General features: G+C 50.3%; 22 protein-coding genes and 2 tRNA genes. 15 read left to right on the forward strand and 9 right to left on the reverse strand.

The window, feature by feature from the left end:
- Nucleotides 1-41 precede the first annotated feature (41 nt).
- Both AC0Z7K_RS04970 and anmK read right to left on the reverse strand, forming a co-directional pair.
- Nucleotides 42-356 (reverse strand): MliC family protein, encoded by a 315-nt coding sequence (locus AC0Z7K_RS04970; RefSeq protein WP_485613138.1) that lies wholly within the window; start codon nucleotides 354-356, stop codon nucleotides 42-44.
- Between the two features lie 84 nt (nucleotides 357-440).
- Entirely contained in the window at nucleotides 441-1,559 is a 1,119-nt protein-coding gene (gene anmK, locus AC0Z7K_RS04975; protein WP_485613388.1) for an anhydro-N-acetylmuramic acid kinase, read from the reverse strand.
- Nucleotides 1,560-1,955: 396 nt separating this feature from the next.
- Here anmK and AC0Z7K_RS04980 point away from each other — a divergent pair, with 396 nt between their 5' ends.
- Nucleotides 1,956-2,426 (forward strand): outer membrane lipoprotein, encoded by a 471-nt coding sequence (locus AC0Z7K_RS04980; RefSeq protein WP_112168494.1) that lies wholly within the window; start codon nucleotides 1,956-1,958, stop codon nucleotides 2,424-2,426.
- 126 nt (nucleotides 2,427-2,552) lie between these two features.
- On the opposite strand, the gene slyA is transcribed toward AC0Z7K_RS04980, so the two are convergent.
- Nucleotides 2,553-2,987: a transcriptional regulator SlyA gene (gene slyA, locus AC0Z7K_RS04985; RefSeq protein ID WP_485613139.1), complete on the reverse strand. Its 435-nt coding sequence runs from the start codon at nucleotides 2,985-2,987 to the stop codon at nucleotides 2,553-2,555.
- Nucleotides 2,988-3,181: 194 nt separating this feature from the next.
- On the opposite strand from slyA, the gene AC0Z7K_RS04990 reads away from it, so the two are divergent.
- The 3 genes from AC0Z7K_RS04990 to AC0Z7K_RS05000 are packed head-to-tail and all read left to right on the forward strand — an operon-like array spanning nucleotide 3,182 to nucleotide 6,327.
- A complete protein-coding gene (locus tag AC0Z7K_RS04990; protein WP_413529859.1) occupies nucleotides 3,182-3,412 on the forward strand; it encodes a DUF1656 domain-containing protein in 231 nt (76 codons plus the stop codon).
- Entirely contained in the window at nucleotides 3,409-4,266 is an 858-nt protein-coding gene (locus AC0Z7K_RS04995) for an efflux RND transporter periplasmic adaptor subunit (protein WP_413529812.1), read from the forward strand. The genes AC0Z7K_RS04990 and AC0Z7K_RS04995 overlap by 4 nt, the downstream gene beginning before the upstream one ends.
- Nucleotides 4,267-4,275: 9 nt before the next feature.
- The gene (locus tag AC0Z7K_RS05000) at nucleotides 4,276-6,327 is read left to right on the forward strand and encodes an FUSC family protein (protein WP_485613141.1); all 2,052 of its coding nucleotides are present in this window, start codon (nucleotides 4,276-4,278) and stop codon (nucleotides 6,325-6,327) included.
- A gap of 18 nt (nucleotides 6,328-6,345) precedes the next feature.
- Here the strand turns inward: AC0Z7K_RS05000 and AC0Z7K_RS05005 are convergent, their stop codons facing one another.
- A complete protein-coding gene (locus AC0Z7K_RS05005; protein ID WP_485613143.1) occupies nucleotides 6,346-7,242 on the reverse strand; it encodes an aldo/keto reductase in 897 nt (298 codons plus the stop codon).
- 117 nt (nucleotides 7,243-7,359) lie between these two features.
- Nucleotides 7,360-7,599: a DUF1289 domain-containing protein gene (locus tag AC0Z7K_RS05010; RefSeq protein WP_112168489.1), complete on the reverse strand. Its 240-nt coding sequence runs from the start codon at nucleotides 7,597-7,599 to the stop codon at nucleotides 7,360-7,362.
- A 200-nt stretch (nucleotides 7,600-7,799) separates the two neighbouring features.
- On the opposite strand from AC0Z7K_RS05010, the gene nemA reads away from it, so the two are divergent.
- The 3 genes from nemA to rnt all read left to right on the forward strand — a co-directional run bounded on the left by nemA (nucleotide 7,800) and on the right by rnt (nucleotide 10,279).
- The gene (gene nemA, locus AC0Z7K_RS05015) at nucleotides 7,800-8,891 is read left to right on the forward strand and encodes an N-ethylmaleimide reductase (protein ID WP_485613145.1); all 1,092 of its coding nucleotides are present in this window, start codon (nucleotides 7,800-7,802) and stop codon (nucleotides 8,889-8,891) included.
- A 160-nt stretch (nucleotides 8,892-9,051) separates the two neighbouring features.
- Nucleotides 9,052-9,459, forward strand: a complete 408-nt coding sequence (gene gloA / locus AC0Z7K_RS05020) for a lactoylglutathione lyase (RefSeq protein WP_213052384.1) — start codon at nucleotides 9,052-9,054, stop codon at nucleotides 9,457-9,459.
- A 103-nt stretch (nucleotides 9,460-9,562) separates the two neighbouring features.
- Nucleotides 9,563-10,279, forward strand: a complete 717-nt coding sequence (gene rnt, locus AC0Z7K_RS05025) for a ribonuclease T (protein WP_413529815.1) — start codon at nucleotides 9,563-9,565, stop codon at nucleotides 10,277-10,279.
- Nucleotides 10,280-10,388: 109 nt separating this feature from the next.
- Here rnt and AC0Z7K_RS05030 read toward each other — a convergent pair whose 3' ends face one another.
- On the reverse strand, nucleotides 10,389-10,736 hold the full coding sequence (locus tag AC0Z7K_RS05030; RefSeq protein WP_056773605.1) for a Grx4 family monothiol glutaredoxin: 348 nt from the start codon (nucleotides 10,734-10,736) through the stop codon (nucleotides 10,389-10,391).
- 462 nt (nucleotides 10,737-11,198) lie between these two features.
- On the opposite strand from AC0Z7K_RS05030, the gene AC0Z7K_RS05035 reads away from it, so the two are divergent.
- Nucleotides 11,199-12,113 (forward strand): C40 family peptidase, encoded by a 915-nt coding sequence (locus tag AC0Z7K_RS05035; protein WP_485613390.1) that lies wholly within the window; start codon nucleotides 11,199-11,201, stop codon nucleotides 12,111-12,113.
- Between the two features lie 166 nt (nucleotides 12,114-12,279).
- On the opposite strand, the gene cydH is transcribed toward AC0Z7K_RS05035, so the two are convergent.
- Nucleotides 12,280-12,369: a cytochrome bd-I oxidase subunit CydH gene (gene cydH / locus AC0Z7K_RS05040; protein WP_112168485.1), complete on the reverse strand. Its 90-nt coding sequence runs from the start codon at nucleotides 12,367-12,369 to the stop codon at nucleotides 12,280-12,282.
- 333 nt (nucleotides 12,370-12,702) lie between these two features.
- Here cydH and purR point away from each other — a divergent pair, with 333 nt between their 5' ends.
- Both purR and AC0Z7K_RS05050 read left to right on the forward strand, forming a co-directional pair.
- On the forward strand, nucleotides 12,703-13,728 hold the full coding sequence (purR, locus tag AC0Z7K_RS05045; protein WP_413529817.1) for an HTH-type transcriptional repressor PurR: 1,026 nt from the start codon (nucleotides 12,703-12,705) through the stop codon (nucleotides 13,726-13,728).
- A 373-nt stretch (nucleotides 13,729-14,101) separates the two neighbouring features.
- A complete protein-coding gene (locus AC0Z7K_RS05050; RefSeq protein WP_485613146.1) occupies nucleotides 14,102-17,974 on the forward strand; it encodes a S6 family peptidase in 3,873 nt (1,290 codons plus the stop codon).
- Between the two features lie 57 nt (nucleotides 17,975-18,031).
- On the opposite strand, the gene punR is transcribed toward AC0Z7K_RS05050, so the two are convergent.
- Nucleotides 18,032-18,937: a DNA-binding transcriptional activator PunR gene (punR, locus tag AC0Z7K_RS05055; protein ID WP_485613147.1), complete on the reverse strand. Its 906-nt coding sequence runs from the start codon at nucleotides 18,935-18,937 to the stop codon at nucleotides 18,032-18,034.
- Nucleotides 18,938-19,073: 136 nt separating this feature from the next.
- Here punR and punC point away from each other — a divergent pair, with 136 nt between their 5' ends.
- Nucleotides 19,074-20,273, forward strand: coding sequence for a purine nucleoside transporter PunC (gene punC, locus AC0Z7K_RS05060; RefSeq protein ID WP_485613149.1), 1,200 nt, complete (start codon nucleotides 19,074-19,076; stop codon nucleotides 20,271-20,273).
- 360 nt (nucleotides 20,274-20,633) lie between these two features.
- On the forward strand, nucleotides 20,634-21,785 hold the full coding sequence (gene cfa / locus AC0Z7K_RS05065; protein WP_413529821.1) for a cyclopropane fatty acyl phospholipid synthase: 1,152 nt from the start codon (nucleotides 20,634-20,636) through the stop codon (nucleotides 21,783-21,785).
- A gap of 81 nt (nucleotides 21,786-21,866) precedes the next feature.
- Here the strand turns inward: cfa and AC0Z7K_RS05070 are convergent, their stop codons facing one another.
- Nucleotides 21,867-22,520 (reverse strand): riboflavin synthase subunit alpha, encoded by a 654-nt coding sequence (locus AC0Z7K_RS05070; RefSeq protein WP_413529822.1) that lies wholly within the window; start codon nucleotides 22,518-22,520, stop codon nucleotides 21,867-21,869.
- Nucleotides 22,521-22,774: 254 nt separating this feature from the next.
- Here AC0Z7K_RS05070 and AC0Z7K_RS05075 point away from each other — a divergent pair, with 254 nt between their 5' ends.
- From AC0Z7K_RS05075 to AC0Z7K_RS05085, 3 genes are all read left to right on the forward strand, one after another.
- On the forward strand, nucleotides 22,775-24,148 hold the full coding sequence (locus tag AC0Z7K_RS05075) for an MATE family efflux transporter (RefSeq protein WP_413529823.1): 1,374 nt from the start codon (nucleotides 22,775-22,777) through the stop codon (nucleotides 24,146-24,148).
- Between the two features lie 230 nt (nucleotides 24,149-24,378).
- Nucleotides 24,379-24,455: transfer RNA gene (locus AC0Z7K_RS05080), tRNA-Val, on the forward strand.
- A 28-nt stretch (nucleotides 24,456-24,483) separates the two neighbouring features.
- Nucleotides 24,484-24,560: transfer RNA gene (locus tag AC0Z7K_RS05085), tRNA-Val, on the forward strand.
- The last annotated feature ends 126 nt before the right edge of the window (nucleotides 24,561-24,686 follow it).

Below are 24,686 nucleotides of genomic sequence, written 5' to 3' on the forward strand. Positions count from 1 at the left end.
AACGTCCCTGACGCGGGGTTTTAGAAAGGAAACAGGCTTTATTAAGACTTTTGGACGCAGTCGTCGATGATCACATTATCACCGCGCTGAACGAAGGCCTGATTACCTTTAGACCAGAAGGTGTAGTGGCTGTCGCTGTATTTGGTGCCGGATGCCGATTCCACCTGTTTCAGTTTCAATTGTTCACCATCAAGCACCATGCTGACCTGCTGTGACGGTTTATCGAGCGTGATGGTCAGCGGCAAGGTGCCGCACTGATAATGTAATTCCTGCGTCGGGCTTTCCGCCTGATGTTGAAACTGACTACATCCGGCCAGCGTTAACCCGGCTAAAGCAGCGAAAATCGCCTTTTTCATCTGGTACTCCCTGAGTGTTTTGGTCTATCCCCGATATGTACCACGCCCGCTGGCGCAGCACATTGAGATAAAACCGAGAACACATCAGGCGCGGGAGGAAACCACGGGATAAATAGCCCCGAGCACAGTTTCACGGCTTGCACCCGTCACTGACGGCAGATTGCCTGACTGTCCGGATAAAGTACGAAAAGCCAGCCAGGCAAACGCCAGCGCTTCCATGTCGTCGCCGCTGATGCCAAAAGCGTCGGTGGTGCAAACCTCAGTCCCCGGCAGCATTGCGGACAAGCGCGCCATCAGCAGCGGGTTGCGCGCACCGCCGCCGCAGACCATCAGACGATCGCACCCACCGGTCAGTTGAACCTGTTCGGCGATGCTGACGGACGTCAGTTCGGTCAACGTCGCCTGCACATCCCCCCCGGAGACTTCCGGACCTCGCGCCAGCTGCTTTTCCAGCCAGGCCATATTGAAATATTCCCGCCCGGTACTTTTCGGCGCAGGTTCAGCAAAGTAAGGATCGGAAAGCATCTGTTGTAACAGGCGTAAATTCACCCGCCCCTGACTGGCCCATTGGGCACCTTTGTCGTAAGGCTGATTTTGATGGCGTGAGATCCAGGCATCCATCAGCATATTACCGGGTCCGGTGTCATAGCCGCGTACCGGCTGTCCCGGCAGCAGCATGGAAAGATTAGCAATTCCGCCGATATTGAGGATCATCCGCCTCTCGGCCGGATCGGCCAGCAAGGCCTGATGAAATGCAGGCACCAGCGGCGCGCCCTGTCCGCCCCATGCCATATCACGGCGGCGGAAATCGCCGACGGTCGTAATCCCCGTCATAGCCGCAATGCGGTTGTTATCACCGAGTTGCATCGAGAATGTGGTGTCGCCTTTTGGCTGATGCCAGACCGTCTGACCGTGGCAGCCAATCGCCGTCACCTCTTCCGGTGAAATGCCCGCGCTTTTCAGCAAACCCAGCACCGCCTCACCAAAGAGAATGCCCAGTTGAGTATCCAGCGCGCCGACCTGCTCGAGCGTCACCTGTTGTCCCTGACACATCCCCAGCACAGCGTTTTTAAGCGCAAGGGGAATTGGGTGCGAATAGCTTGCCTGCTGTGCGACCATACGTTCGTCGATAGCAGCCAGCACAACATCAATGCCATCGAGGCTGGTGCCAGACATCACCCCGATGTAGCGACCCGATTTCATAGATAACATTCTTCACTCCTCAGCAAAAAGATCCCGACCGGCTATCTCACAGAGTAGGCCGAATTCAGATCACAACACCATGAATTACTGAATTTTTATCACACGCTGTGATGACTCCGTGTTTTTCATCTCACGATACCGTCTTTTGAAATTTATCCGTGTTGTAAAAACAAGCACTCAGTATGTTAAACCGCGGTGTTTTTGATTTAACACAAAGCTGTCTTAAACTTAAACCTGCGTTTATTATTAGTTGAAGAGAACTTCGTTATACTCGAAGACAGTTAAGTCAATATGGTTAATGACAGCCTCGACAGTGATGTTGAACTGTGTGCCGGTTTTTCTCTGTTGTTGTCGCTACCCTGTTAGAAGTGCAGCAGCATCTTAAAGGAGCTATTTATGATTAAGCGTTTACTTGTCGTCGCACTTGCCGGCGTTTCCCTTGCTGGTTGCGTCAGCGATAACTCTTTGTCTGGCGATGTGTATTCATCTTCGCAGGCAAAACAAATCCAGCAGGTCACTTACGGCACCATCGTTTCTACCCGTGCGGTGCAGATCCAGGGTGGCGATGATTCCAACATCATCGGTGCGCTGGGCGGTGCTGTATTAGGTGGTTTCCTCGGGAACACCGTCGGTGGCGGTACTGGTCGTAGTCTGGCGACCGCTGCAGGCGCAGTAGCCGGTGGCGTTGCAGGTCAGGGTGTACAAAGTAACCTTAACCGTTCTAATGGTGTAGAACTGCAAATCCGTCGTGATGACGGCACAACCATTCAGGTGGTTCAGAAAGCCGGTCCTACCAAATTCAGCGTCGGCCAGCGTGTCAGCATGGCGAGCAGTGGCAGCACCATTACGGTGTCTCCTGGCGCCTGAGTCTTCTGAGCTGCAATGCAGCCGGAAACCAAAAAACCGAAGCCAATGGCTTCGGTTTTTTTATGGATAACCCTTTTGAAATCAGTGCTGAATCAAGGCTGTGTGACGTAAATAGAATTTTGTTTCTTATGATTTGCTTTGTAATGAAGCAATATTTTTTTCCAGCCGTGACAACATTCCGCTAAGTTGTTCGATTTCTACGGCTGACATACCGGATAGAATTTCTTTGCGGGTTGAGTTAATTACCGTCTCCATTTTATGGATGATCGGTGCGGATTCTTCGGTGAGCTTAATGCGTTTAGCACGGCGATCGCTGGCGCAGGTCTGCCGGGTGATCAACTTTTTTTCTTCGAGCTGATCCAGCGTGCGGACCAGAGACGGTTGTTCAATACCGATGGCTTTCGCCAGCTGAATTTGTGACTGTTCTGGTGGTAACATGTTGATATTGTGTAATGTTACCCAATGAGTTTGCGTAAGTTCTAACGGCTTAAGCCGATCATCAATCAACGCACGCCAGGCACGAACTAATCGTGCTAGATCTGACCCCAGATTCGATTCCAATTATCCCCTCCTTATAATTAGCATGCTAAGATAACTCCCCAGAGTTTAGCTTAGTTTTAAGAACTTTAATCGAGAAATTACAATTCTGTATATAATAATAGGTACTGCTGTAACCAGAAGCCACATCCCGGCATCTAATGGCAAACTCGTTTATAACACAATCACTGGCAGAGATTAATATTGTGAATACCCAAATGTTTCAAGCAGGCTTCCCGCTCCCTGATTTGGTGCTAGGTGCCTCACTTTATTTCCCTCCAATTTTCAAAGCATTTTTACTGGGATTGGTATTCTGGCTTTTGATACATCGGCTGCTGCGTGATTGGATCTATTCCGGTGAAGTCTGGCATCCAACGTTGATGGATTTATCCCTTTTTGTGATCTCTATTTGTGCTGCACTGTTGCTCATGGTGAACCTCTTAAAATGAAATTTAAAACCCTAAAATATTTCTCAACAGTGTTGGTTTTCGCGGTCGCAATATGTGCCGGATGGTGGATGTGGAATTTCTACATGCAATCGCCTTGGACTCGCGATGGAAAAGTGCGGGCCGAAATTGTTGATATCACGCCGGAAGTGTCTGGTCGCATTATTGATATCAATGTGCATGACAACCAGTTCGTGAAAAGTGGTGATCCGTTGTTCAGTCTGGATCCGGTGCCATTTAAAATTGCAGTGAATAATGCCGAGGCCGATCTGGCGAAAGCCGCCGCAGATTTAACCAAAGCCAATCATGAAGCCACACGACGCCGTGGTCTGGGCACCAATGTTATTTCTGCAGAGTCGCTCGATGAATCTAATATTAGCGCCAAGGCGATGCAGGCGGCCTATCAGGCTGCACAGTCATCATTGGAGCAGGCGAAATGGAATTTGAGCAAAACCAGCATTGTTGCGCCAACTGACGGTTATATCACCAATCTGCAAACCCGTAAGGGCAATTACGCCTCCACGGGTACGCCGCTGGTCGGTCTGGTGGATATTCACTCTTTCTATGTGCTGGGCTATTTCGAAGAAACTAAATTGAAGAATATCCGTGAGGGCGCGCTGGCTGATATCACCTTATTCAACGGCAATATCCCTTTGAAAGGTCAGGTGGAAAGTATTGGACGGGCGATTTACGATCAGAGTCAGGATGCCTCTGATGACCTGCTGATGAATGTGAAACCGAACGTTCCGTGGGTACGTCTGGCGCAGCGTGTACCGGTGCGCATTAAGCTTCAGGATGTGCCGGAGCATACCGTGCTGGTCGCAGGAACCACCTGCACAATTTCGATCCGTAATTAAGGCCGCGCCGTGAACTTCTCCTGGCTGGAATGGAAAAACACCCCGTGGGGAAAAGCCACGGGCGGCCAATGGCGCTATGCCCTGCGCAATTCAATCGCGATGATACTGTCACTGCTTATTGCTTTTGAATTTCAGATGGACGAACCCTACTGGGCGTTAACCTCCGCCGCCGTGGTCAGTTTTCCGACCGTCGGTGGGGTGATCAGTAAAAGTATTGGTCGTATCATCGGCAGCCTGCTCGGCGCGCTCGCAGCGGTATTTATCGCCGGCCATTGTCTCAATGAGCCCTGGCTTTTCACCTTTGCTATCGCGGGTTGGCTGGGGCTGTGTACATACATCTCCAATCACTACCAGAACAATGTCTCATACGCTTTCGCACTGGCCGGTTACACGGCGGCGATCATCGTGTTTTCAACCGTTAATGTCACCGACACGACGCAAATTTTTGATATCGCACAGGCGCGCGTCGGCGAAGTGATCACCGGTATTCTGTGTGGTGGTTTTATGATGATGGTGCTGCCGAGCACATCTGACGGTGACGCCCTGCTCACCTCTTTGCGTAAAATGCACACACAGTTGCTAGAACATGCTCAGTTGCTGTGGAATGCCGAAGTGAATGACAAGATCCGCAGCTCACATGAGGGGCTGATCGGCCAGATTCTGACCCTCAATTTGCTGCGTATCCAGGCCGTCTGGAGCCATTACCGTCTGCGCCGTCAGAATAACGTGCTCAATTATTTGCTACATCAACAACTGCGCATGACCAGTTATATTTCCAGCCTGCGCCGTATGCTGCTCAACTGGCCCCGGCAGCCTGAAAATCTGGCCTCCGTCCTTAACGTATTGCTTGACGAGTTACGTAAGCCGGACACCGATAAATACAAACTGTCGAAGATCCTCAGACTCATTAAACCTCAGGACACCGCCGATTTCCGTCATCAGGCGTTCTGGATGCGTTTACGCGATTTCTGCTGGCTTTATCTGCGCAACGAGCGCTGGTTACGCCGCGTGGAAAAAGCCAATGCCGCAGAAGCAGAGACGCTTCAGCCGCCAAAAATTAGCCATTTGGCCCAGCATACCGACACCGTAGAGGCCGCCTATAACGGTCTGCGCACCTTCCTGTGTATTGTGGTCGGCTGTGCGTTTTGGATGACAACGCAGTGGGATTCTGGTTCCGGTGCCGTCGCGCTGACGGCGGTCAGCTGCGTGCTCTACTCCTCTACCAGTTCCCCCATCAGCAGCGTGACATTGCTGATCAAATCACTGGGATTGCTGTTCATCGGCTGTTTTATTCTCAAGTTCGGGTTGATGATTCAGATCGACAATTTCTGGGTATTTTGTGCATTTTTCCTGCCAATGTTAGTCACTATGCAGATGATGAAATTGCAGTACAAACGCTATGCCGGTTTATGGGGACAGATGATCGTCTTTTTAGGCTCGTTTCTGGCGGTGACTAACCCGCCAAACTACGACTACGGAGCGTTTATGAATGGTGGCGTGGCCAAAATCGTCGGCGTAACCCTGGCAGGTATTGCGTTTCAGGTCTTACGACCAAGTTCGGATAAGCGTAAAAGCCGCCGCATTATTCGTGCACTGCGCCGCGATTTTATGGATCAGCTCAGCCGAAAACCTTCGCTCAGCCATTTTCAGTTTGAATCACTGATTTACCACCGAATGAACCAGCTCAATCAGAGTAAAGATCAGCATTCCCGTACCTGGCTGCTGCGCTGGGGCGTAGTATTGCTTAACTGCAGCCACATCGTCTGGCAGTTACGCGAATGGGGAACTCGCTCAGATCCGCTGTCTGCAGTGCGTGACGTGTGTATTCATTGTCTCAAAGGTGTGATGACCGAGCGTGGCGTTAGCCACGAGAATCTGGATGCAACGCTGGTGGAATTATTGCGCATGAGCAATTCGCTGGCGCATCACCCTGAACCGGCGGCGCGTGAACTGGCGGGTATTATCTGGCGGTTATACTGCTCACTGTCGCAGCTGCAACAGGCGATTTCGACGGATGACGGTCCGGCGAGCCCCGCGATAACCTCTGCAAAACCCACCTGACCGTCAGACAGCACTGGGTTACGGAACGTCGTAGCCCAGCGCTGCTTTACGAATACGGAACCACTGCTGGCGGGTCATTTCCAGTGACAACGATTTATACGCAGATTTAACACGCTCGATTTTACCGGACCCGATGATCGGCAACGGCTCTGACGGCAGACGCATAATCCACGCATACACTACCTGCTCGATATTCTCGGCACCCATTTCATTCGCCACGGTCTGAAGTTCATCGCGCAGCGGCTGGAATTCGGCATCGCTGAAAAGACGACCACCACCCAGACATGACCACGCCATCGGTTTGATGCGCAGCTGCTGGCAGAGATCTAACGTACCGTCGAGGATAGCAGGCTGATGGATCGGGGAAATCTCAACCTGATTAGTCACCAGCGTGAAAGGCAGGCGCGACTGCAGCAGACTAAACTGCGCAGGCGTGAAGTTAGAGACGCCGAAGTGTTTCACTTTGCCACTTTTATGCAGCTGTGTGAAAGCTTCAGCCACTTCGTCAGCATCCATCAGCGGATCCGGGCGGTGGATCAACAGTAAATCCAGATGATCGGTATGCAGATTGCTCAGGGATTTTTCTGCACGCTGAATGATGTACTGCGTATCCGTAATGTAGTGGCCGATTTTGTTTTCAGGATCGGCGGTGGTCGCAATACCGCATTTGCTGACCAGCTGCATTTGTTCACGCAGCGCAGGCTTCAGGCGCAATGCTTCACCGAAGGCCGCTTCGCACTGATACCCACCGTAGATATCGGCGTGATCAGCGGTCGTGATGCCCAGCTCTATATGTTGCTCCATGAACGTCAAAAGCTGCTGCGGTGTCATGTCCCATTCCATCAGACGCCAGTAGCCGCAAATCAGCGTTGAGAAAACCGGGCCTTGCGGCGATATAGGAGTACGTGGATCCATGATGATTTCCTTATTTTTGGTATTTTCGACCCACAGAATACACAACGACCGGCGCGCTGTATTGATGCTGACAGGAAGAATGAACAGGAAGTGAAACGGGAATGCCCGCTTTGGTGATTAAAAAAGCTCAGGCTGTTCAGGCAGAGGCTCATCCGGTAATTTTCCGGCACGCTGCTGACGCAATAAGCGTTGCTGGCATAAACGCAGCACGTGGCGTTTCTCGGTATCGGTCATTTTAATCCAGCCAAAACGCTCATCGCGGCTGCGCTGGCAACCACGACAATAGCCCCGCTCATCGGCCTGACAAATACCACGGCACGGGCTGGGGATTTCAAAGAACTCGAGCTGTTGAGCCACATACCCTCCGCAATTAACGGTGAGCTTTCATTCAAGACGTTTTCTCGCCATCCCGCAAGGTGATTTATAAAAAGGCACCTTGCGCGTAGTCAGAGGCGGGGCAGATACGTTAAAAAGTACCCATATAACTAAGGTCGTATGATGCAGAGCCCTTTTCTTCACCTCATACCGATCGATCCATTAACCTCGGAGTTACTGAAATGACTAAGCTTTTCTCCCCGATTGTTGTCGGTAAAAACACGTTACCGAACCGCGTCTTTATGGCTCCCCTGACCCGCCTGCGCAGCATTGAACCGGGTGATATCCCGACGCCGCTGATGGGCGAGTATTACGCACAGCGCCACAGTTCCGGCCTTATCATCACAGAAGCGACGCAAGTTTCCTTCCAGGCCAAAGGTTACGCGGGCGCCCCGGGTTTGCACACGCCGGAACAGGTTGCTGCGTGGAAGAAAATCGTTGCGGGTGTTCATGATAAAAACGGGCACATCGCCGTTCAGCTGTGGCACACCGGCCGCATCTCACACAACAGTGTTCAGCCAGATAACCAGACGCCAGTTTCAGCATCCGCTGTAAACCCAAACACCCGCACCAGCCTGCGTGATGAGCAAGGCAACGCTATCCGCGTCGACTGCCCGACGCCGCGTGCGCTGGAACTGAGTGAGATCCCAGGTATCATCAATGATTTCCGTCAGTCCGCCGTGTATTCCGCAGAAGCCGGTTTCGATTACATTGAGCTGCACGCGGCACACGGCTATCTGCTGCACCAGTTCATGTCTCCGGCTTCTAACTTGCGTGAAGACCAGTACGGCGGCAGCATCGAGAACCGTACCCGCCTGACGCTGGAAGTGGTTGATGCTGCGATTGAAGCAATCGGCGCAGAGCGCGTGGGGATCCGCATTTCCCCACTGGGTCCGTTCAACGGTCTGGATAACGGTGAAGATCAGGTGCAGGCAGCCATCTATCTGCTGGACGAACTGAACAAACGCAAACTGGCCTATCTGCATATTTCCGAACCTGACTGGGCCGGCGGCAAACCTTACACCACAGAATTGCGTGAAGTGATCCGTACGCATTATCAGGGTGTCATTGTAGGTGCCGGTGCTTACACCGCGGAAAAAGGCGAAGAACTGATCGAAAAAGGGTATATCGACGCCGTTGCCTTTGGCCGCAGCTATATCGCAAACCCGGATCTGGTCGAGCGTCTGAAATCTCACGCCCCGCTTAATGAACCAAAACCAGAAACCTTCTACGGCGGCGACGCTCAGGGTTATACGGATTACCCAACGCTGTAACCGTTTAAACCAGTAGTCTCCACCAGCAGGCGACCGATCCCCTCCGGTCGCCTTTTTTTGTTCAGAGTTTCAACACCTGTTCTGTGTTTTACAGACAAAACCGCCTCTATCGGTTAGGCTGAACCTGATTATTCTCATCCTGCAAATAAAAGAGGAACCTATGCGTTTACTCCATACCATGCTTCGCGTCGGCGATCTGCAACGTGCTATCAGCTTTTACACTGACGTTTTAGGTATGCGTTTGCTGCGTACCAGCGAAAATACCGAATACAAATATTCTCTGGCGTTTGTCGGTTACACCGATGAAAGCGAAGGCGCAGTCATCGAGCTGACCTACAACTGGGGCGTTGACAGCTATGACCTCGGCACTGCCTACGGTCACATCGCATTAGGCGTCGATAACGTGGCACAAACCTGCGACGACATCCGCAACGCCGGTGGCAAAGTCACCCGTGAGGCGGGCCCGGTTAAAGGCGGCTCCACCATTATTGCGTTTGTGGAAGATCCGGACGGTTATAAAATCGAGCTGATCGAATCCAAACATGCAGGTCAGGGTCTGGGCAACTGATACGTTGCTAACTGGCTTCAGGGCGCGAAAGCGCCCTTTTTATTGCCCGCTTTATTGCCGAATGTTTACCTCACGCCTGCAAGTGGCGGCAAAATTTGTCATAATGTGCGCTGAATTCGATGAAGATAAGAAACTAATGGCCGAGAATAGTGACATTAACGCGCTGAAAGGCCGTTTCCGTGGTTTTTATCCTGTAGTGATCGACGTAGAAACTGCCGGATTTAACGCCAAAACTGATGCGCTGCTGGAAATTGCGGCAATCACGCTGAAAATGGATGAAGACGGCTGGCTGGAAAGCGACGAGACCGTACATTTCCACGTTGAGCCGTTTGAAGGCTCCATTCTGGTGCCCGAGGCGCTGGCTTTTAACGGGATTGACCCAACCAATCCGCTGCGCGGTGCGGTCAGTGAATACGATGCTCTGCATGAGATATTCAAAGTCATCCGTAAAGGGATGAAAGAGCAGAATTGCAACCGGGCGATCATCGTGGCGCATAACGCCAATTTCGATCACAGCTTCCTGATGGCCGCTGCCGAACGCGCCGGATTGAAACGTAACCCGTTCCATCCCTTTGCCACGTTTGATACCGCCGCATTAAGCGGGCTGGTTCTTGGGCAGACCGTGCTGGCAAAGGCCTGTATCAGCGCGGGCATGGTTTTCGACAGCAGTCAGGCGCATTCTGCCCTGTATGACACCGAACGCACCGCAGAACTGTTCTGTGAGCTGGTGAACCGCTGGAAACGTTTAGGTGGCTGGCCCCTGGCGATGAACGCCGAAGAGCTGGAAGATGAAACCGCATCGGAAGAAAATCAGCAGTAACAGTTTTAATCGGTGCAAATCCTGCCAGTATAAAAACAAAAAGAGCGACGCAATGTCGCTCTTTTCACTTTCATTCACCACCGCTCAGGCAGCCAATGACTTCTGCTGATTACTCTTCAGATTCAGAAGATTTATATTTCTCAGCCGTTTCTTTGATCAGCTGTTGCAGTTCGCCGCGCTGATACATCTCAATGACGATGTCGCAGCCGCCGACCAGTTCACCATCCACCCACAGTTGTGGGAACGTTGGCCAGTTGGCAAACTTAGGCATTTCTGCGCGGATGTCCGGGTTCTGCAAGATATCAACGTACGCGAAGCGTTCGCCACAGGCAGACAACGCCTGCACAGCTTGTGCAGAAAAACCGCAGCTTGGCAGTTTTGGAGAACCTTTCATGTACAGCAGAATCGGGTTTTCAGAAACTTGCTTCTGAATTTTTTCAATAGTTGGAGTGGTCATTTCTTGCTTCCTCAAGCCGGTACAGGCTGTCACGGTCATTACTCTTCACGCGCAGCACTCAAAAACGGTGCTGAATCACACTACCCTCTATTGTAACGATGGCAGCAGTCAGATAAAAACGCCATTTTTTGCAGGGTCTTTCTCAATACTGGCATTTTATTTCACTATTTTCGGTGCCTGCGTTAGGGCTCACAAAATAAAAGATTCATGGAGAATAACATTTTTGCCGGCCGGGTTAACACCGGATTTGCAATTCACCATGGTTTCACGCAAATATTAACATACTGAAAAGTGGTCATTTTTTTAACTAAAAATGGCGTTTATTTCAGCATAAAAAAAGCTATTAACTTTTTCTCACAATATGATCTAGAATCGAGGCAATTCGTGCTGTTTTGTCTGGTTCTTTTAGGCAATACTCTGACATCTCTGATGTTTAACCTAACCACTCATGGTAACGAAGCTATGCGCTTACTGTTCACGCTTTTTGTGCTGCTCTTTACCCAGCTATTTTTGAATATAGCCCAGGCCTCACCGCAGACCCGCGTTACGGCCGATCAGAAAAAGAGTCACGTTAATCAGGTTACCCCTGAAGAACGCCGAAAGCGAAAAACGGTAGCGGCCAAAACCACTAAAAAAACTAAAGTGGCACCGGTTAAAGAACAACAGAGCCACGAAAAGAATACGAAGAAGAGAGTCAAAAGCACAGAGCTGGTTAAGCGAAAAACCTCGTCAGAAAAAACCCTAAAAACGACGCGGGCCGCAACCCACGTTGAGAGCAAAAAAGAAAAAACACTCAAGACCACGCGGGCCGAAAGCAAAGCCGATAAGAAATCTAAAACCCGGGCTCTGGCAAAAAACACCACGACAAAGGCCAGCAGGAAAGAACCTTATGGTCGACACCGCAAAGGTAAAAAGTTAGTTGAAGAAGACAGTAAGCCGATTACATTAAGTGCGACGCATAAGAAACGTTATCAACATGCGCAGCAAACGGCGATGACAAAGCTGATGCATCAGGTTGGCAAGCCTTATCGCTGGGGTGGCACCTCACCTAATACGGGATTCGATTGCAGTGGTTTAGTTTATTACGCGTACAAAGATTTGATTCGCATTAAGATGCCGCGCACGGCCAACGAAATGTACCACCTGCGCGACGCAGCGCCGGTAAAACGCGGCGAGCTGGAATCGGGCGATCTGGTGTTCTTTAGAATCAATAACCGCGGAGCCGCGGACCATGTCGGGGTTTACGTTGGCAACGGCAAATTTATTCAGTCACCGCGTACCGGTGAAGACATCAAAATCACCTCTCTGGGCGATGATTACTGGCAAGACCATTACGTAGGCGCACGTCGGGTAATGACCCCGAAAACGATCCGATAATAAACAGTTCGTTAAGTCTGAAGTTTCGCTAATCAGCCATTGAATAGCATTTAACGAAGCGTTTCTGCAGGGAAGAGTATCGGCGCTAAAGGTCACTGCGTAAAATTGAAAAGGGCGATTCCTGTAACAGGTAATCGCCCTTTTTATTGCCTGACTTGCGCGTCTTTTAGTTCATCACTGCGGTGAAGCTGAAAGCGACAATCACAAGCAAAGCGCAAACCGTGGTGATTAATGACAATTTTAGATTGCGGTCCATAAAACCCCCTTACAGATCAATTGTGGCGCTTCATTTAGCCACACTAAATGTGTGCCAACGCATTTTCTCATACTTCACGTCTAAAATCCCGCGTTGATTCATGCCCGATAACCTACAATAACACTTCCACTTTCCTGCAATATAAGAGAAAATTGTCGGTTACCACGCCTGTGTGCCGGTCGATTTCTCCCGAGGGCGCTTTACGCCTCACTCTGACGAACTCACCCAACGATTTCACTGCCTTTTTATTAGCTCGCAGTGAAATCCACGCAAGCAAACGATTAACATAATGCTAACGTGCTGAAACACGTGAGTTCAGGAGTCATTCCTTACATGGCAACGATTAAAGATGTCGCAAAGCGCGCTGGCGTTTCCACCACAACCGTGTCGCACGTCATCAATAAAACACGTTTCGTCGCCGAAGACACTAAAGCCGCGGTTCTGCTGGCCATCAAAGACTTGCACTACTCGCCAAGCGCCGTCGCACGCAGCCTGAAGGTCAATAACACTAAAACGATCGGCCTGCTGGCGACCTCGAGCGAAGCGCCCTATTTTGCAGAAGTGATTGAAGCCGTGGAAAACAGTTGCTTCTCCAAAGGCTATACGTTGATTTTGTGTAATTCACACAACAATCTGGATAAGCAACAGGCATATCTGGCGATGCTGGCACAAAAACGTGTCGATGGTTTGCTGGTGATGTGTGCGGAATATCCTGATGAACTGCTGAACATGCTGGAAGAATACCGGTCAATCCCAATGGTCGTCATGGACTGGGGCGAAGCGCGTAAAAACTTCACCGACAGCATTATCGATAATGCGTTTGAAGGTGGTTACATGGCCGGACGCTATCTGATTGAACGCGGTCATCGCGATATCGGCGTGATCCCAGGGCAGCTGGCGCGTAACACCGGCGGTGGCCGCTTTCAGGGTTTTGTGAAAGCGCTGACGGAAGCCAATATTCCTTTGCGTGAAGAATGGGTAGTTCAGGGTGATTTCGAACCTGAGTCAGGTTACCAGGCGATGCAGAAAATCCTGATGCAAAAACAACGCCCGACCGCCGTTTTCTGTGGCGGCGACGTCATGGCGATGGGCGCGATTTGTGCAGCCGATGAGTTTGGTTTACGCGTTCCTCAGGACATTTCCGTTATCGGATATGATAACGTTCGCAATGCCCGTTACTTCTCACCTGCGCTGACCACGGTGCATCAGCCGAAAGAGCGCCTGGGCGAAATGGCCTTCACGATGTTGCTGGATCGCATCGTCAGTAAGCGTGAAGAATCGCAGACCATCGAGGTACATCCGAAACTGGTAGAACGCCGCTCGGTGGCTGACGGGCCGTACCGTGACTATCGCCGTTAATATTTGCCTGTTATAACTGATGTTAATACCTTATTGCGCCTGCCTTTGCAGGCGTTATTTCGCTACGAGCACGTTAATTTAAAGTGAATGTTGTTTAAGGAAAATCAGGTTTTCCCTTTTAATTATTATATGAATTCATTTGCCATGCGCATTAATTCACCGCAATTGATAATTAACCGTAATATTATACACGTGAGTTATTTGTAAAACATAAATGATATAAAAAACATTTTGAGGTGATATTTCATTATACATTTCAAATGAATAGGTATTATATACCACCCGCCTGAACAGGCCCTTACAATTATAATTTCACTTCCCAATAAGGTTCAATTAATATCTTGCGTCTTTTAAAAGGAAGTAAGGAAATTTAATGGAATGGAAGCCAAGTTTACTCGCAACACTGATCTCTTGCGCTATTTTCAATACTCATGCAGGAATAATGCGTGAAGATGTCTCGGTACAAGACTACCGGGACTTCGCTGAAAACAAAGGTAAATATACCCCCGGAGCAGAAAATATAGAAGTGTTTAAACTGGATGGAACATCTGCGGGCATATTGAATTTCCCAATGCCTGATTTCAGTTCTACGGATGATTACGCCACGGGAACACTCGTAGCGCCGTCCTATATCGTCAGCGTTGCGCACAATACCAAGTTCACATCGAGCAAGTTCGGCAATGGCGCTAAATACGCTTACAGCTATAAATTTATTGCCAGAAATGATGATCCAGGATATCCCGCAGATACGCCCCAAGATTTTCAATCCCCGCGTCTGAATAAAGTCGTCACTGATGCCGCTACTGTGCCTTATGTTTCACAGACTGAACTGAGAAGCGATCGTGAAAGGTATAAATATTTAGCACGCGTAGGTACAGGGCATCAATATCAGGTTGACCCTGTCACAGGGCAGGCAAACTCGTTAGCCATTTCTTACGCCTGGAAATCAGGGGGAACGGTTGTTAACCCAATGGAAAACGATCAATGGCTTTATTGGACGAACGCCGGCCCAAATGACGCCAATCTAACACCACTGTCCACTGCAGGTACATCCGGTGACAGTGGAAGTCCGACTTATGTCTACGACAGTGTGGATAAACAATGGAAATTAGCAGGCCTTCACGACCGCCACAGCGGAACAATGCCATATGGCAATTATGTGTCCTACGAAACTTACATGCAAACTGCGTATCTTGAGTCAATAATTGCTGCAAACACTGACCCTGATGTCAACGATATTGCTGCCGACGGCGATATTCACTGGGGGAAAACGGCAATTACTCAGGGGAGCTCTCAGTGGCAATGGCACGGTGTTAGCTATGCGTTGCCCACTCAGGCGAGCAATGCTGAGCTGAACTCAACACACGATCTTCGCTTCAATGGCGAAGGCGGTCTGCTTGTGCTGGATTCTTCCGTAAATCTTGGCGCGGGTAAGCTTCAATTTTCCAATGATTACCGCGTTGCCTCCGCGGCAGGTGCTAATGCCACATGGGTTGGTGGTGGTGTCGAAGTGGATGCTGATAAAACGGTTGACTGGGAAGTTAACGGCCTTAAAGGCGATAACCTGCATAAAATCGGTGAAGGTACTCTGTATGTGAATGCCACCGGCGTTAATGAGGGTGGACTGCGAGTCGGCGACGGTACCGTGGTGTTGGCCCAACAAGCTGACCAGAACAACAAGCGTCAGGCATTTTCCACCATTACGCTGGTCAGCGGCCGTCCGGTTGTTCAACTCGGTGGAGAAAACCAAATTACCGGTGACAAGATTCAATTTGGTTCGCGCGGGGGCACTCTTGACCTTAATGGTTATGATATGTCTTTCGCGACCATAAATCATAATGACGATGGTGCGATTATCGCTAACACCAACGATGCTGAACAATCTACGTTGACGCTAAACAACACTACCTCCCAGACTTTTGTCGGCCATTTAGGCTCGTCGGAACATCCTGATGCGCTTAATATTGACTATGTTCCGGCAGGAGATAATAGCTGGAACTTTGCTGGCGGAGTGGATGTTAATGATATGACTGTGGGTGCGGGTACTGCGATCTTCAGCGGGCGAGTGACTCCTCATGCGGCCGGTACGGTCATCACTGATGACTGGATCAGTGAAAGTTATCATGTGAATCATTTGCTGGTTGAAAGTGACGCTGATTTTGTCCTGAACGAACATGCTTCGATGGTCGGCAAGGTGACACTTGCAGACCGCGCCAGCATGCAAATGACTGGTAAAACGCACTTCACCGGTGATATTGAACTGGATAAGCAAGCCAAACTGGTGGTCGTCAATGACACTACCACATTGACAAGCACCGATGGCACAGCTGATAGCTGGCTGAATGGTCAAGTTTCAGGCGAAGGTTCGCTTGAAAAATACGGCAACGACACCCTGAACTGGACTGGCGAAAATACCCTAACCGGCGGCGTTGAAATTTATGGCGGGACGCTAAATCTGGAGGGTTCTGTCGCTTCGGACATGATTTTGCACGATGCGACTGAGCTATCGGGTGAGGCCACCATGAATAATCTCACACTGGGTGATAATGTCATACTGCGCCCTGATGATGAGCCAAACTTACTCACAGAAAGGGATTTTACCCCCGCTTCTCAGGGAGTTAATGGTAATTTCGTAGCCGGTAATAATACTCACCTCTATCTGCGTACCCGGATGGAAGAGCAGCAATCAACTAGCGATACGTTACTGATTTCAGGAAACGCAGATACAGCTCAGGCTGTCACGTTACATGTTGATTTGTCGGGTGATGGTTATATGACCGACGTGAATAATAGCGGCATAGCCGGCTCTGCCGAAGGGATATCACTTGTTCAGGTTGGCGGAACGTCGACGAAAGACAGTTTCCAGCTTGAGCATGGTTACGTCGCAAACGGGCCTTGGCAGTATTCCCTCTATACGTTTGCCCCTGGTAAAAGTGATGCGTCAGAGCGTCTGGTTGATGGCGAAGGAAATCAATATTGGGATTATCGTCTGGAGTCACGTTATTTGACCGAGGGTGATGAACCTGCACCACTGCCAGATCCCACTCCGGATGTACCTGACGTTGTTCCAGACCCGACTCCGGATGTACCTGACGTTGTTCCAGACCCGACTCCGGATGTGCCTGACGTTGTTCCAGTCCCGACTCCGGATGTGCCTGACGTTGTTCCGGACCCGACTCCGGATGTGCCTGACGTTGTTCCGGACCCGACTCCGGATGTGCCTGACGTTGTTCCGGACCCGACTCCTGTTGCCCCGGTACAACCGGGCCGACTGGCCGTTGTACCGCAGGTTCCTTCTTACTTGTCCTTGCCATCAGCATTGCTCAGCTATAACAGCCGGGTGACCCAGACTTTCCAGAATCTGGCGCACACCTCCACGATGGAAGGACTCGAAAGCGAGCACTACCCTGTCTGGCTCCAGTACATCAATGGTGAAGATAACTATCACTCATCACTGGGTTTTACTGACTACGGATATGATTACACCCAGAAAGAACAAGGCTGGATGCTAGGCGGCAAAGTGATGCACCTGGGTACCGACGAGCAATACCTGGCGTGGAATTTAGCCATTTCCAATGCGGATTTGAAAGTTACTCCGGATGCAAAAGACGGTAACAGTGAAGGCCATTACAAAACCTACGGGCTGACTTCGTTAATGACATTCCATCATCAAAGTGGCTGGACATTCGACCTCGGTGCGGACTTTACCAAATACGATGGCGATGTCTCGACCGATGCGCGTGGAAAAGTAGCAGACATTGATGCTTATTCCTGGAGTGGCACACTGGAAAGCAGTTATCCGTTTGTCTTTGGCGATCATGAAGTTGCGCCAGTATTGGGTGCAGGCATCCAGATGCTAAGTGTGGATGACTTCACTGACATTGATGGCGTTGACGTTCATTACGACAATATTGTCCGTCCAACAGGAAAAGCAGGTATGCGTTATCGTTACAAACTGAGTAACAGCGCCGTGGGCAACATGATGCTTTATTCCAACGCTTATCTCACTAAGGACTTCAGCGATACGCCAGATGTGTGGGTTGGCAGCGCCCGTAATCACGATGTTTCTTCAACATTTGATATGGGAAAACCGGGAAGTTCGGCGACTGTGGACCTCGGTGTTATTACTGAAATAACACCACTCATCTCTCTGAACACCGGTTTCCAGTATCAGCAGCGTCTGAGCAGTGATGATGAAGGCATTAACTCGTGGCAGGGCAATGCGGGTATCAGAGTGACGTTCTAATAGAACATTCACCAAGTAAGTAAAACTCCATCCCGTAAAGAGATGGAGTTTTATTTTCTAATCGCGCAGCCATTCGCTGTTCATCGTTTGTGTATCGCCCATATATTCCAGCAACCAGGCCAGCGATGGCGACGCGTTACTTTGATCCCACGTCAGGCAGCACGGGCTGTCCGGAAATCTGTTCTCCAGCGTGAGAATCTGTAATTTTTGTTGTTCAATCCACGGCATAACGCGATGAACCGGCATCATACCCACGCATAACCCCTCAGTCAGACACTCCAGCGCACAGGTCCAGTCAGGCACCACCAGACGCCGTTGGTTATCCAGCGTCCAGGTATCGCGCTTGGGTAAAGTCCGCGAGGTATCCTCCAGACACAGCGCCGGATAAGGGCGCAGCTGTTCGTCATTTAGCGCACCGGTATGTTGCGCCAGCGGATGCTGCGGACTGACCACACAGTGCCAGTCCATAAACCCCATATCGCGGAAACTAAAACGCCCGCCAACCGGAACGGCGCGCGTTGCACCGATAGCGACGTCCGCACGGCCATCCACAAGCGCATCCCAGACGCCATTAAACACTTCAGAATGGATAATCAGTTCGGTATCAGGGAAATGCCGGTAAAAATCCAATACCAGACGGCGAGTTCTGACCGGTTTAACAATCCTGTCCACCGCCACACGCAGTTCGCCGCGCCAGCCGTTGGCAACCTGCTGACATTGACGCCGCGTGGCTATCATTTTTTTTGTCAGAATCCGCGCTTCATCAACAAAAACCTTCCCTGCCGGAGTCAGCACCACATCCCGATGCCGCCGTTCAAACAGTGGAACGGCCAGCCATTGCTCGAGCTGACGGACAGTGTAGCTGATAGCAGAAGGCACACGGTGGAGATCTTGCGCCGCGGCGCTGAAACTGCCGGTTCGTGCTACTGCATCCACAACGTCAAGTGCATATTCGGACCACATCAGTTAGCCTTCAATTTTTTTGATAGCAGACTGCAAATATTAGCGTTTCACAAGACTGTTATCAAAGCGTTAAACTCCGCATCCGAACCTATTTCTGCGCCAAATCATCTGCAATAAACACATTAATGAGACAAAAATGAAACCCTCCTTTGGATTTATGCTCTATCTCGCCGGATTGAGCATGCTCGGTTTTTTAGCCACCGATATGTATTTACCTGCGTTTAGCGCAATGCAAACCAGCCTGATGACCAGTCCGGGCATGATCAGCGCCAGCCTGAGTATCTTCCTTGGCGGTTTCGCTGTCGGGCAACTGCTCTGGGGGCCGCTCTCCGATCGTATAGGGCGTAAACCGGTGCTGTTGATTGGCCTGACGCTGTTTGCCATCGGCTGTCTTGGAATTTTGTGGGTGGAAAATGTCCGCGCGCTTCTGGCGCTGCGTTTCTTACAGGCGATGGGAGTTTGTGCCGCCGCTGTCACCTGGCAGGCGATCGTTGTTGACCGTTTCTCTGCGGACGTGGCGAAGAAAACGTTCGCCAGTATCATGCCGCTGGTTGCACTTTCCCCTGCGCTGGCCCCGCTGCTGGGTGCATGGGTACTGAATCATTTTGACTGGGAAGCCATTTTCGCCCTGCTGACGGTGGTCGCGGTGCTTCTTGTCATCACTACGCTCACTTTGCGTGAAAACCAGCCCGCTGAGCATCCGCCTGAAAGCAAAGCCGGTTTCGGTACCTTACTGAAATCCCGCGTTTACACCGGCAACGTGATGATTTATGCCGCCTGCTCTGCCGGTTTCTTCGCCTGGCTGACCGGCTCTCCGTTTATTTTAAGCGATATGGGTTACTCACCAGCGGTCATCGGCCTGAGTTACGTACCTCAAACGATCGCCTTCTTGCTGGGTGGTTTTGGTTGCCGGATGCTGATCAGCAAACTGGATGGGAATAAAATTCTGCCATGGTTATTGGCGGGATACTGCCTGAGCGTGGTTTGGCTTTTCGTTATCGCGATGTTCACCGATGCCGGGTTGGTGAGCTTGTTGATTCCCTTCTGTCTCATGGCTTTGGTTAATGGCGCAATCTATCCAATTGTTGTCGCAAATGCATTAATGCCATTTCCTGCTAATACAGGCAAAGCTGCCGCGTTGCAAAATACGCTTCAGCTAGGCTTGTGTTTTCTCGCCAGTCTGTCGGTTTCCGCATTTATTGCGCAACCGCTGATGGCGACAGTTACCACCATGCTGTCTACAATAGTGTTGGTAGTTTTGGGTCGCTGGCTGTCACAACGGCAGGTGAAACAGCAGGAAGCTATGGAAGAGACCTCGCAGGAAGCCAAAGCATAGCATACTCACCGATCGCGATAATGACCTTTAGTTACAATCACTTAAAGGTCATTAACATCCAACGCGATTAACTATTGAGAATGCATGCGGTCGAGCCTATACTCAATAAAACCTCTAAAAATAACACTTTTACAAAACTTTTATTACAAGCTTTTGTGTGCCACGCGGAGTGCGTCACACTATTATTTCAAGGATGATTGACCTACAACCCTTTTGGCTTGTGGGTGTTCTTCTAAATTTCCTCTGTTGGTGTCGAATATCGGACGAGGCGCTGAGTCGTCTGTTCTCATAAAGACCTGCAAATAGCCTTTGCTTTTCCCGGCAGGTTAATAAGTCAGAAGAGAAAGTGATGGAGAAGCTATGAGTTCATCGTGTATAGAAGATCAAAGCATTCAGGATAATCAGTGGTATCGAATCGTCAGCGAAATGTTATCTTCCGCGGACATCCAGATTAATGGCAGTCGCCCTTTTGACCTTAAAGTAAAAAACACTGACTTCTTTAAGCGTGTTTTGCAGGAAGGTTCGCTGGGTTTGGGTGAAAGCTATATGGACGGCTGGTGGGAATGTGAACGTCTGGATATCTTTTTTCAGCGCGTTCTGCGAGCCGGTTTAGAAGATAAACTTCCCCGCCATTTTAAAGACACACTTCGCATCGCAGCAGCACGTATTCTGAATTTGCAATCACGCAAGCGCGCGTGGATTGTGGGTAAAGAGCACTACGATCTGGGCAATGATTTATTCACACTCATGCTCGACCCTTATATGCAATATTCCTGCGGCTACTGGAAAGAAGCCACTACCCTCGAAGAAGCGCAGGAAGCTAAACTCAAAATGATCTGCGATAAGCTGCAATTAAAACCGGGCCTGCGTCTGCTGGATATTGGATGCGGCTGGGGCGGATTATCTGAGTATGCGGCGCGCCATTATGGCGTCAGCGTGGTGGGCGTGACGATTTCGGCCGAACAACAAAAACTGGCTCAGGACAGGTGTGAAGGGCTGGATGTCACCATTCTTTTGCAAGATTATCGTGATTTAAACGATCAGTTTGACCGCGTTGTTTCCGTCGGGATGTTTGAGCACGTGGGTCCTAAGAACTACCAGACCTATTTCAACGTGGCGAAACGCAATATCAAACCGGACGGTATTTTCCTGCTGCACACCATCGGCTCAAATAAGACCGATCTGAGCGTGGATCCGTGGATTGATAAATATATCTTCCCCAACGGCTGTCTGCCTTCTATTCAACAGATTGCGCACACCAGTGAATCCCATTTTGTAATGGAAGACTGGCACAATATCGGTGCCGATTATGACCGCACACTGATGGCGTGGCACGAACGCTTCCAGCTGCACTGGCCGCAACTGGCCGAGCGCTATGGTGACCGTTTCCACCGGATGTTCACCTATTATCTTAATGCCTGCGCCGGTGCTTTCCGCGCGCGCGACATTCAGTTGTGGCAGGTCGTCTTCAGCCCGCAGGGTGTAGACGGCGGTCTTCGCGTTCCGCGTTAATGACGGCAAAAATCACGCATAAAAAAACCGGACAGCGTTTTGTGTCCGGTTTTTCTATATCTTAACGACGGCGAAAAGGGTTTATTCCGCTTTTTCGATCATCGCCTTTGCAGTGGCAATCGCCGCTTCACGGCTTTCTAATACACGCTCTACCGTATCGACAATCGCCTGAGTTTGCGGATCAATTTCGATATTAATTTTATCCCCCAGACGCTTAGTGCCTAATGTCGTGCGCTGTAGCGTTTCAGGAATTAAATGCACGCAGAAACGGGTGCGGGTCACTTCGCCGATGGTCAGACTAATACCGTCGATGCCGATATAACCTTTGTGTAATACATATTTCATCAAATCTTCATGAGGCATCCGGAACCAGATTTGACGGTTATTTTCTGATGTCAGAATTTTGGCGACTTCTGCGGTACAAATAATATGGCCCGACATTAAATGACCGCCGATCTCATCATTAAATCGCGCAGCGCGTTCAAGATTGACCTGATCGCCGACGTTTAAATCGCCGAGATTGGTCAGACGGAGCGTTTCTTTCATCAGGTCAAAGCTGACCAGGTCGCCCTGCACCTCCGTTACCGTCAGGCAGCAGCCATTGTGCGATACAGAAGCACCGAGCTGGAGGTTATCCAGCATATCCTCTGGCATGCGAACAATATGGGTACGGAAATTCGGTTTTTCGTCAATCGACACTACCGTTCCGGTTCCCTGAACAATTCCGGTGAACATAGCCCTTTCCTCAATGCTGAATTCTGTTGTATTAAGACAACGCTGACGTCAGTTTGCCGCAGATTTAATTGAAAGCCAAATCTGCACGGCACAAATAGCACTGCCTGATCGGATATCATTATTTAACCGGCCATTAACAGCATCGTTTGCTTAAAAAAAAGGAAGCGGTACAATCTTCGGGCTATTCTCTCGTCTTTAATGCCACCTGACGTGGCGTTTTTTCATCCAATATAATCAAGAATAAAGGTGTATCTGTGCAGAAGTACCTTGCAGAAGCGCGGGTCTTATTAGCGCTTGCCATCCCGGTCATCCTCGCGCAAATAGCCCAGACGTCAATGGGCGTGGTGGACACGATAATGGCCGGCTCCGTCAGTGCAACGGACATGGCCGCCGTCGCCGTCGGGACCTCTATCTGGTTACCGGCTATTTTATTCGGACACGGCTTATTACTGTCGCTGACCCCGACGATTGCGCATCTCAATGGTGCAGGCCGCCGGGATAAAATCGGTCATCAGGTACAACAAGGGTTCTGGCTGGCCTCAGGGGTTTCCGTGTTGATCATCGCCGTCCTGTATCACTGTGATCAGATTATCGGCCTGATGCATAACATCGATCCGCAACTGAAAGAAAAAGCAGTCGGCTATTTACGCGCAATTATGTGGGGAGCGCCGGGCTATTTATTCTTCCAGGTGCTGCGCGATCAGTGTGAAGGCTTGTCGAAAACGAAGCCGGGCATGGTCTTTGGTTTCATCGGCCTGCTGGTGAACATACCTGTGAACTACATTTTTATTTACGGTAAGTTCGGTGCGCCCGCGCTTGGCGGTGTCGGTTGTGGTGTCGCAACGGGCACAGTGTATTGGGTTATGTTCTTTATGATGCGCTTTTACGTACGTCGTAATTACACGATGCGCGACATCATTCCAGCAACGCGCTTCGCCAAACCCGACTGGCCAACATTACGCCGCCTGACTCAGCTCGGTATGCCAATTGCGCTGGCGTTGTTCTTTGAAGTGACACTGTTTGCCATCGTCGCGCTGCTGGTTTCACCACTGGGGATTGTGGCAGTGGCCAGCCACCAGATTGCACTGAACGTGGGCTCTCTGATGTTTGTAGTCCCACTGTCGCTTGGCGTGGCCGCGACGATCCGCGTCGGTTCACAATTGGGGAAATCATCGGTCGACGGTGCCAAAGTGGCAGCATATACCAGTATCTTCACCGGAATTCTCATGGCCTGTTGTACGGCTTCGACGGCTATTCTCTTTCGCGAACATATTGCCGCACTCTATAACGACAGCCCTGAAGTCGTGATGCTGGCTTCCCATCTTCTGATATTCGCGGCTTTGTTCCAGATTTCAGATGCAGTTCAGGTCATCGGCAGCGGCATTCTTCGCGGCTATAAAGATACGCGTTCTATCTTCTATATTACGTTTGTCGCCTACTGGGTGCTGGGATTGCCGGTCGGATACATGCTCGGGCTGACCGATTTCCTTGTGCCAAGGATGGGGCCGAGCGGCTTCTGGTGCGGATTCATTCTGGGGCTGACGTTTGCCGCCGTGATGATGACGTTCCGTATGCGCTGGCTACAGAAGCAGCCTTCATTCACGATTTTGCAAAAAGCTGGCCGATAGTTTTAAAGCTGGCCGATAGTTTTACCGGCCACGCGCGATGAATGATTCATCGCGCGTGGCCTTTTCTCCCCAATGACGGCGGTTATGTCTAAAAAAACAACGCAATGCGCATAAGCTCGTCAGTCGCGAACAATATGTAAGAAAAATGTCTTTTTTCCCTTGCCAGCCTTCAGAGACGTCGTTAATATTCGTCCCCGTCGCCAACACTGGCTGACAAGAAAGAAAACGATGCGTCCGTAGCTCAGTTGGTTAGAGCACCACCTTGACATGGTGGGGGTCGGTGGTTCGAGTCCACTCGGACGCACCAATTTCTTTGCTGTACCGTTGCATAATGTGCGTCCGTAGCTCAGTTGGTTAGAGCACCACCTTGACATGGTGGGGGTCGGTGGTTCGAGTCCACTCGGACGCACCAGCAACTCTTCTTAATATCTCGCCTTTCCTCTGATGTACTTTTCTGATTTAAACATCTTTATTCCCCAGTGCTTTTTACAACTGCTCCCTGCTGCGTTTTACCAACAGACTCAGTACGCCCCTTAGC

It is taken from the genome of Rahnella sp. 1L-D-7-B-C2 (assembly GCF_057290995.1).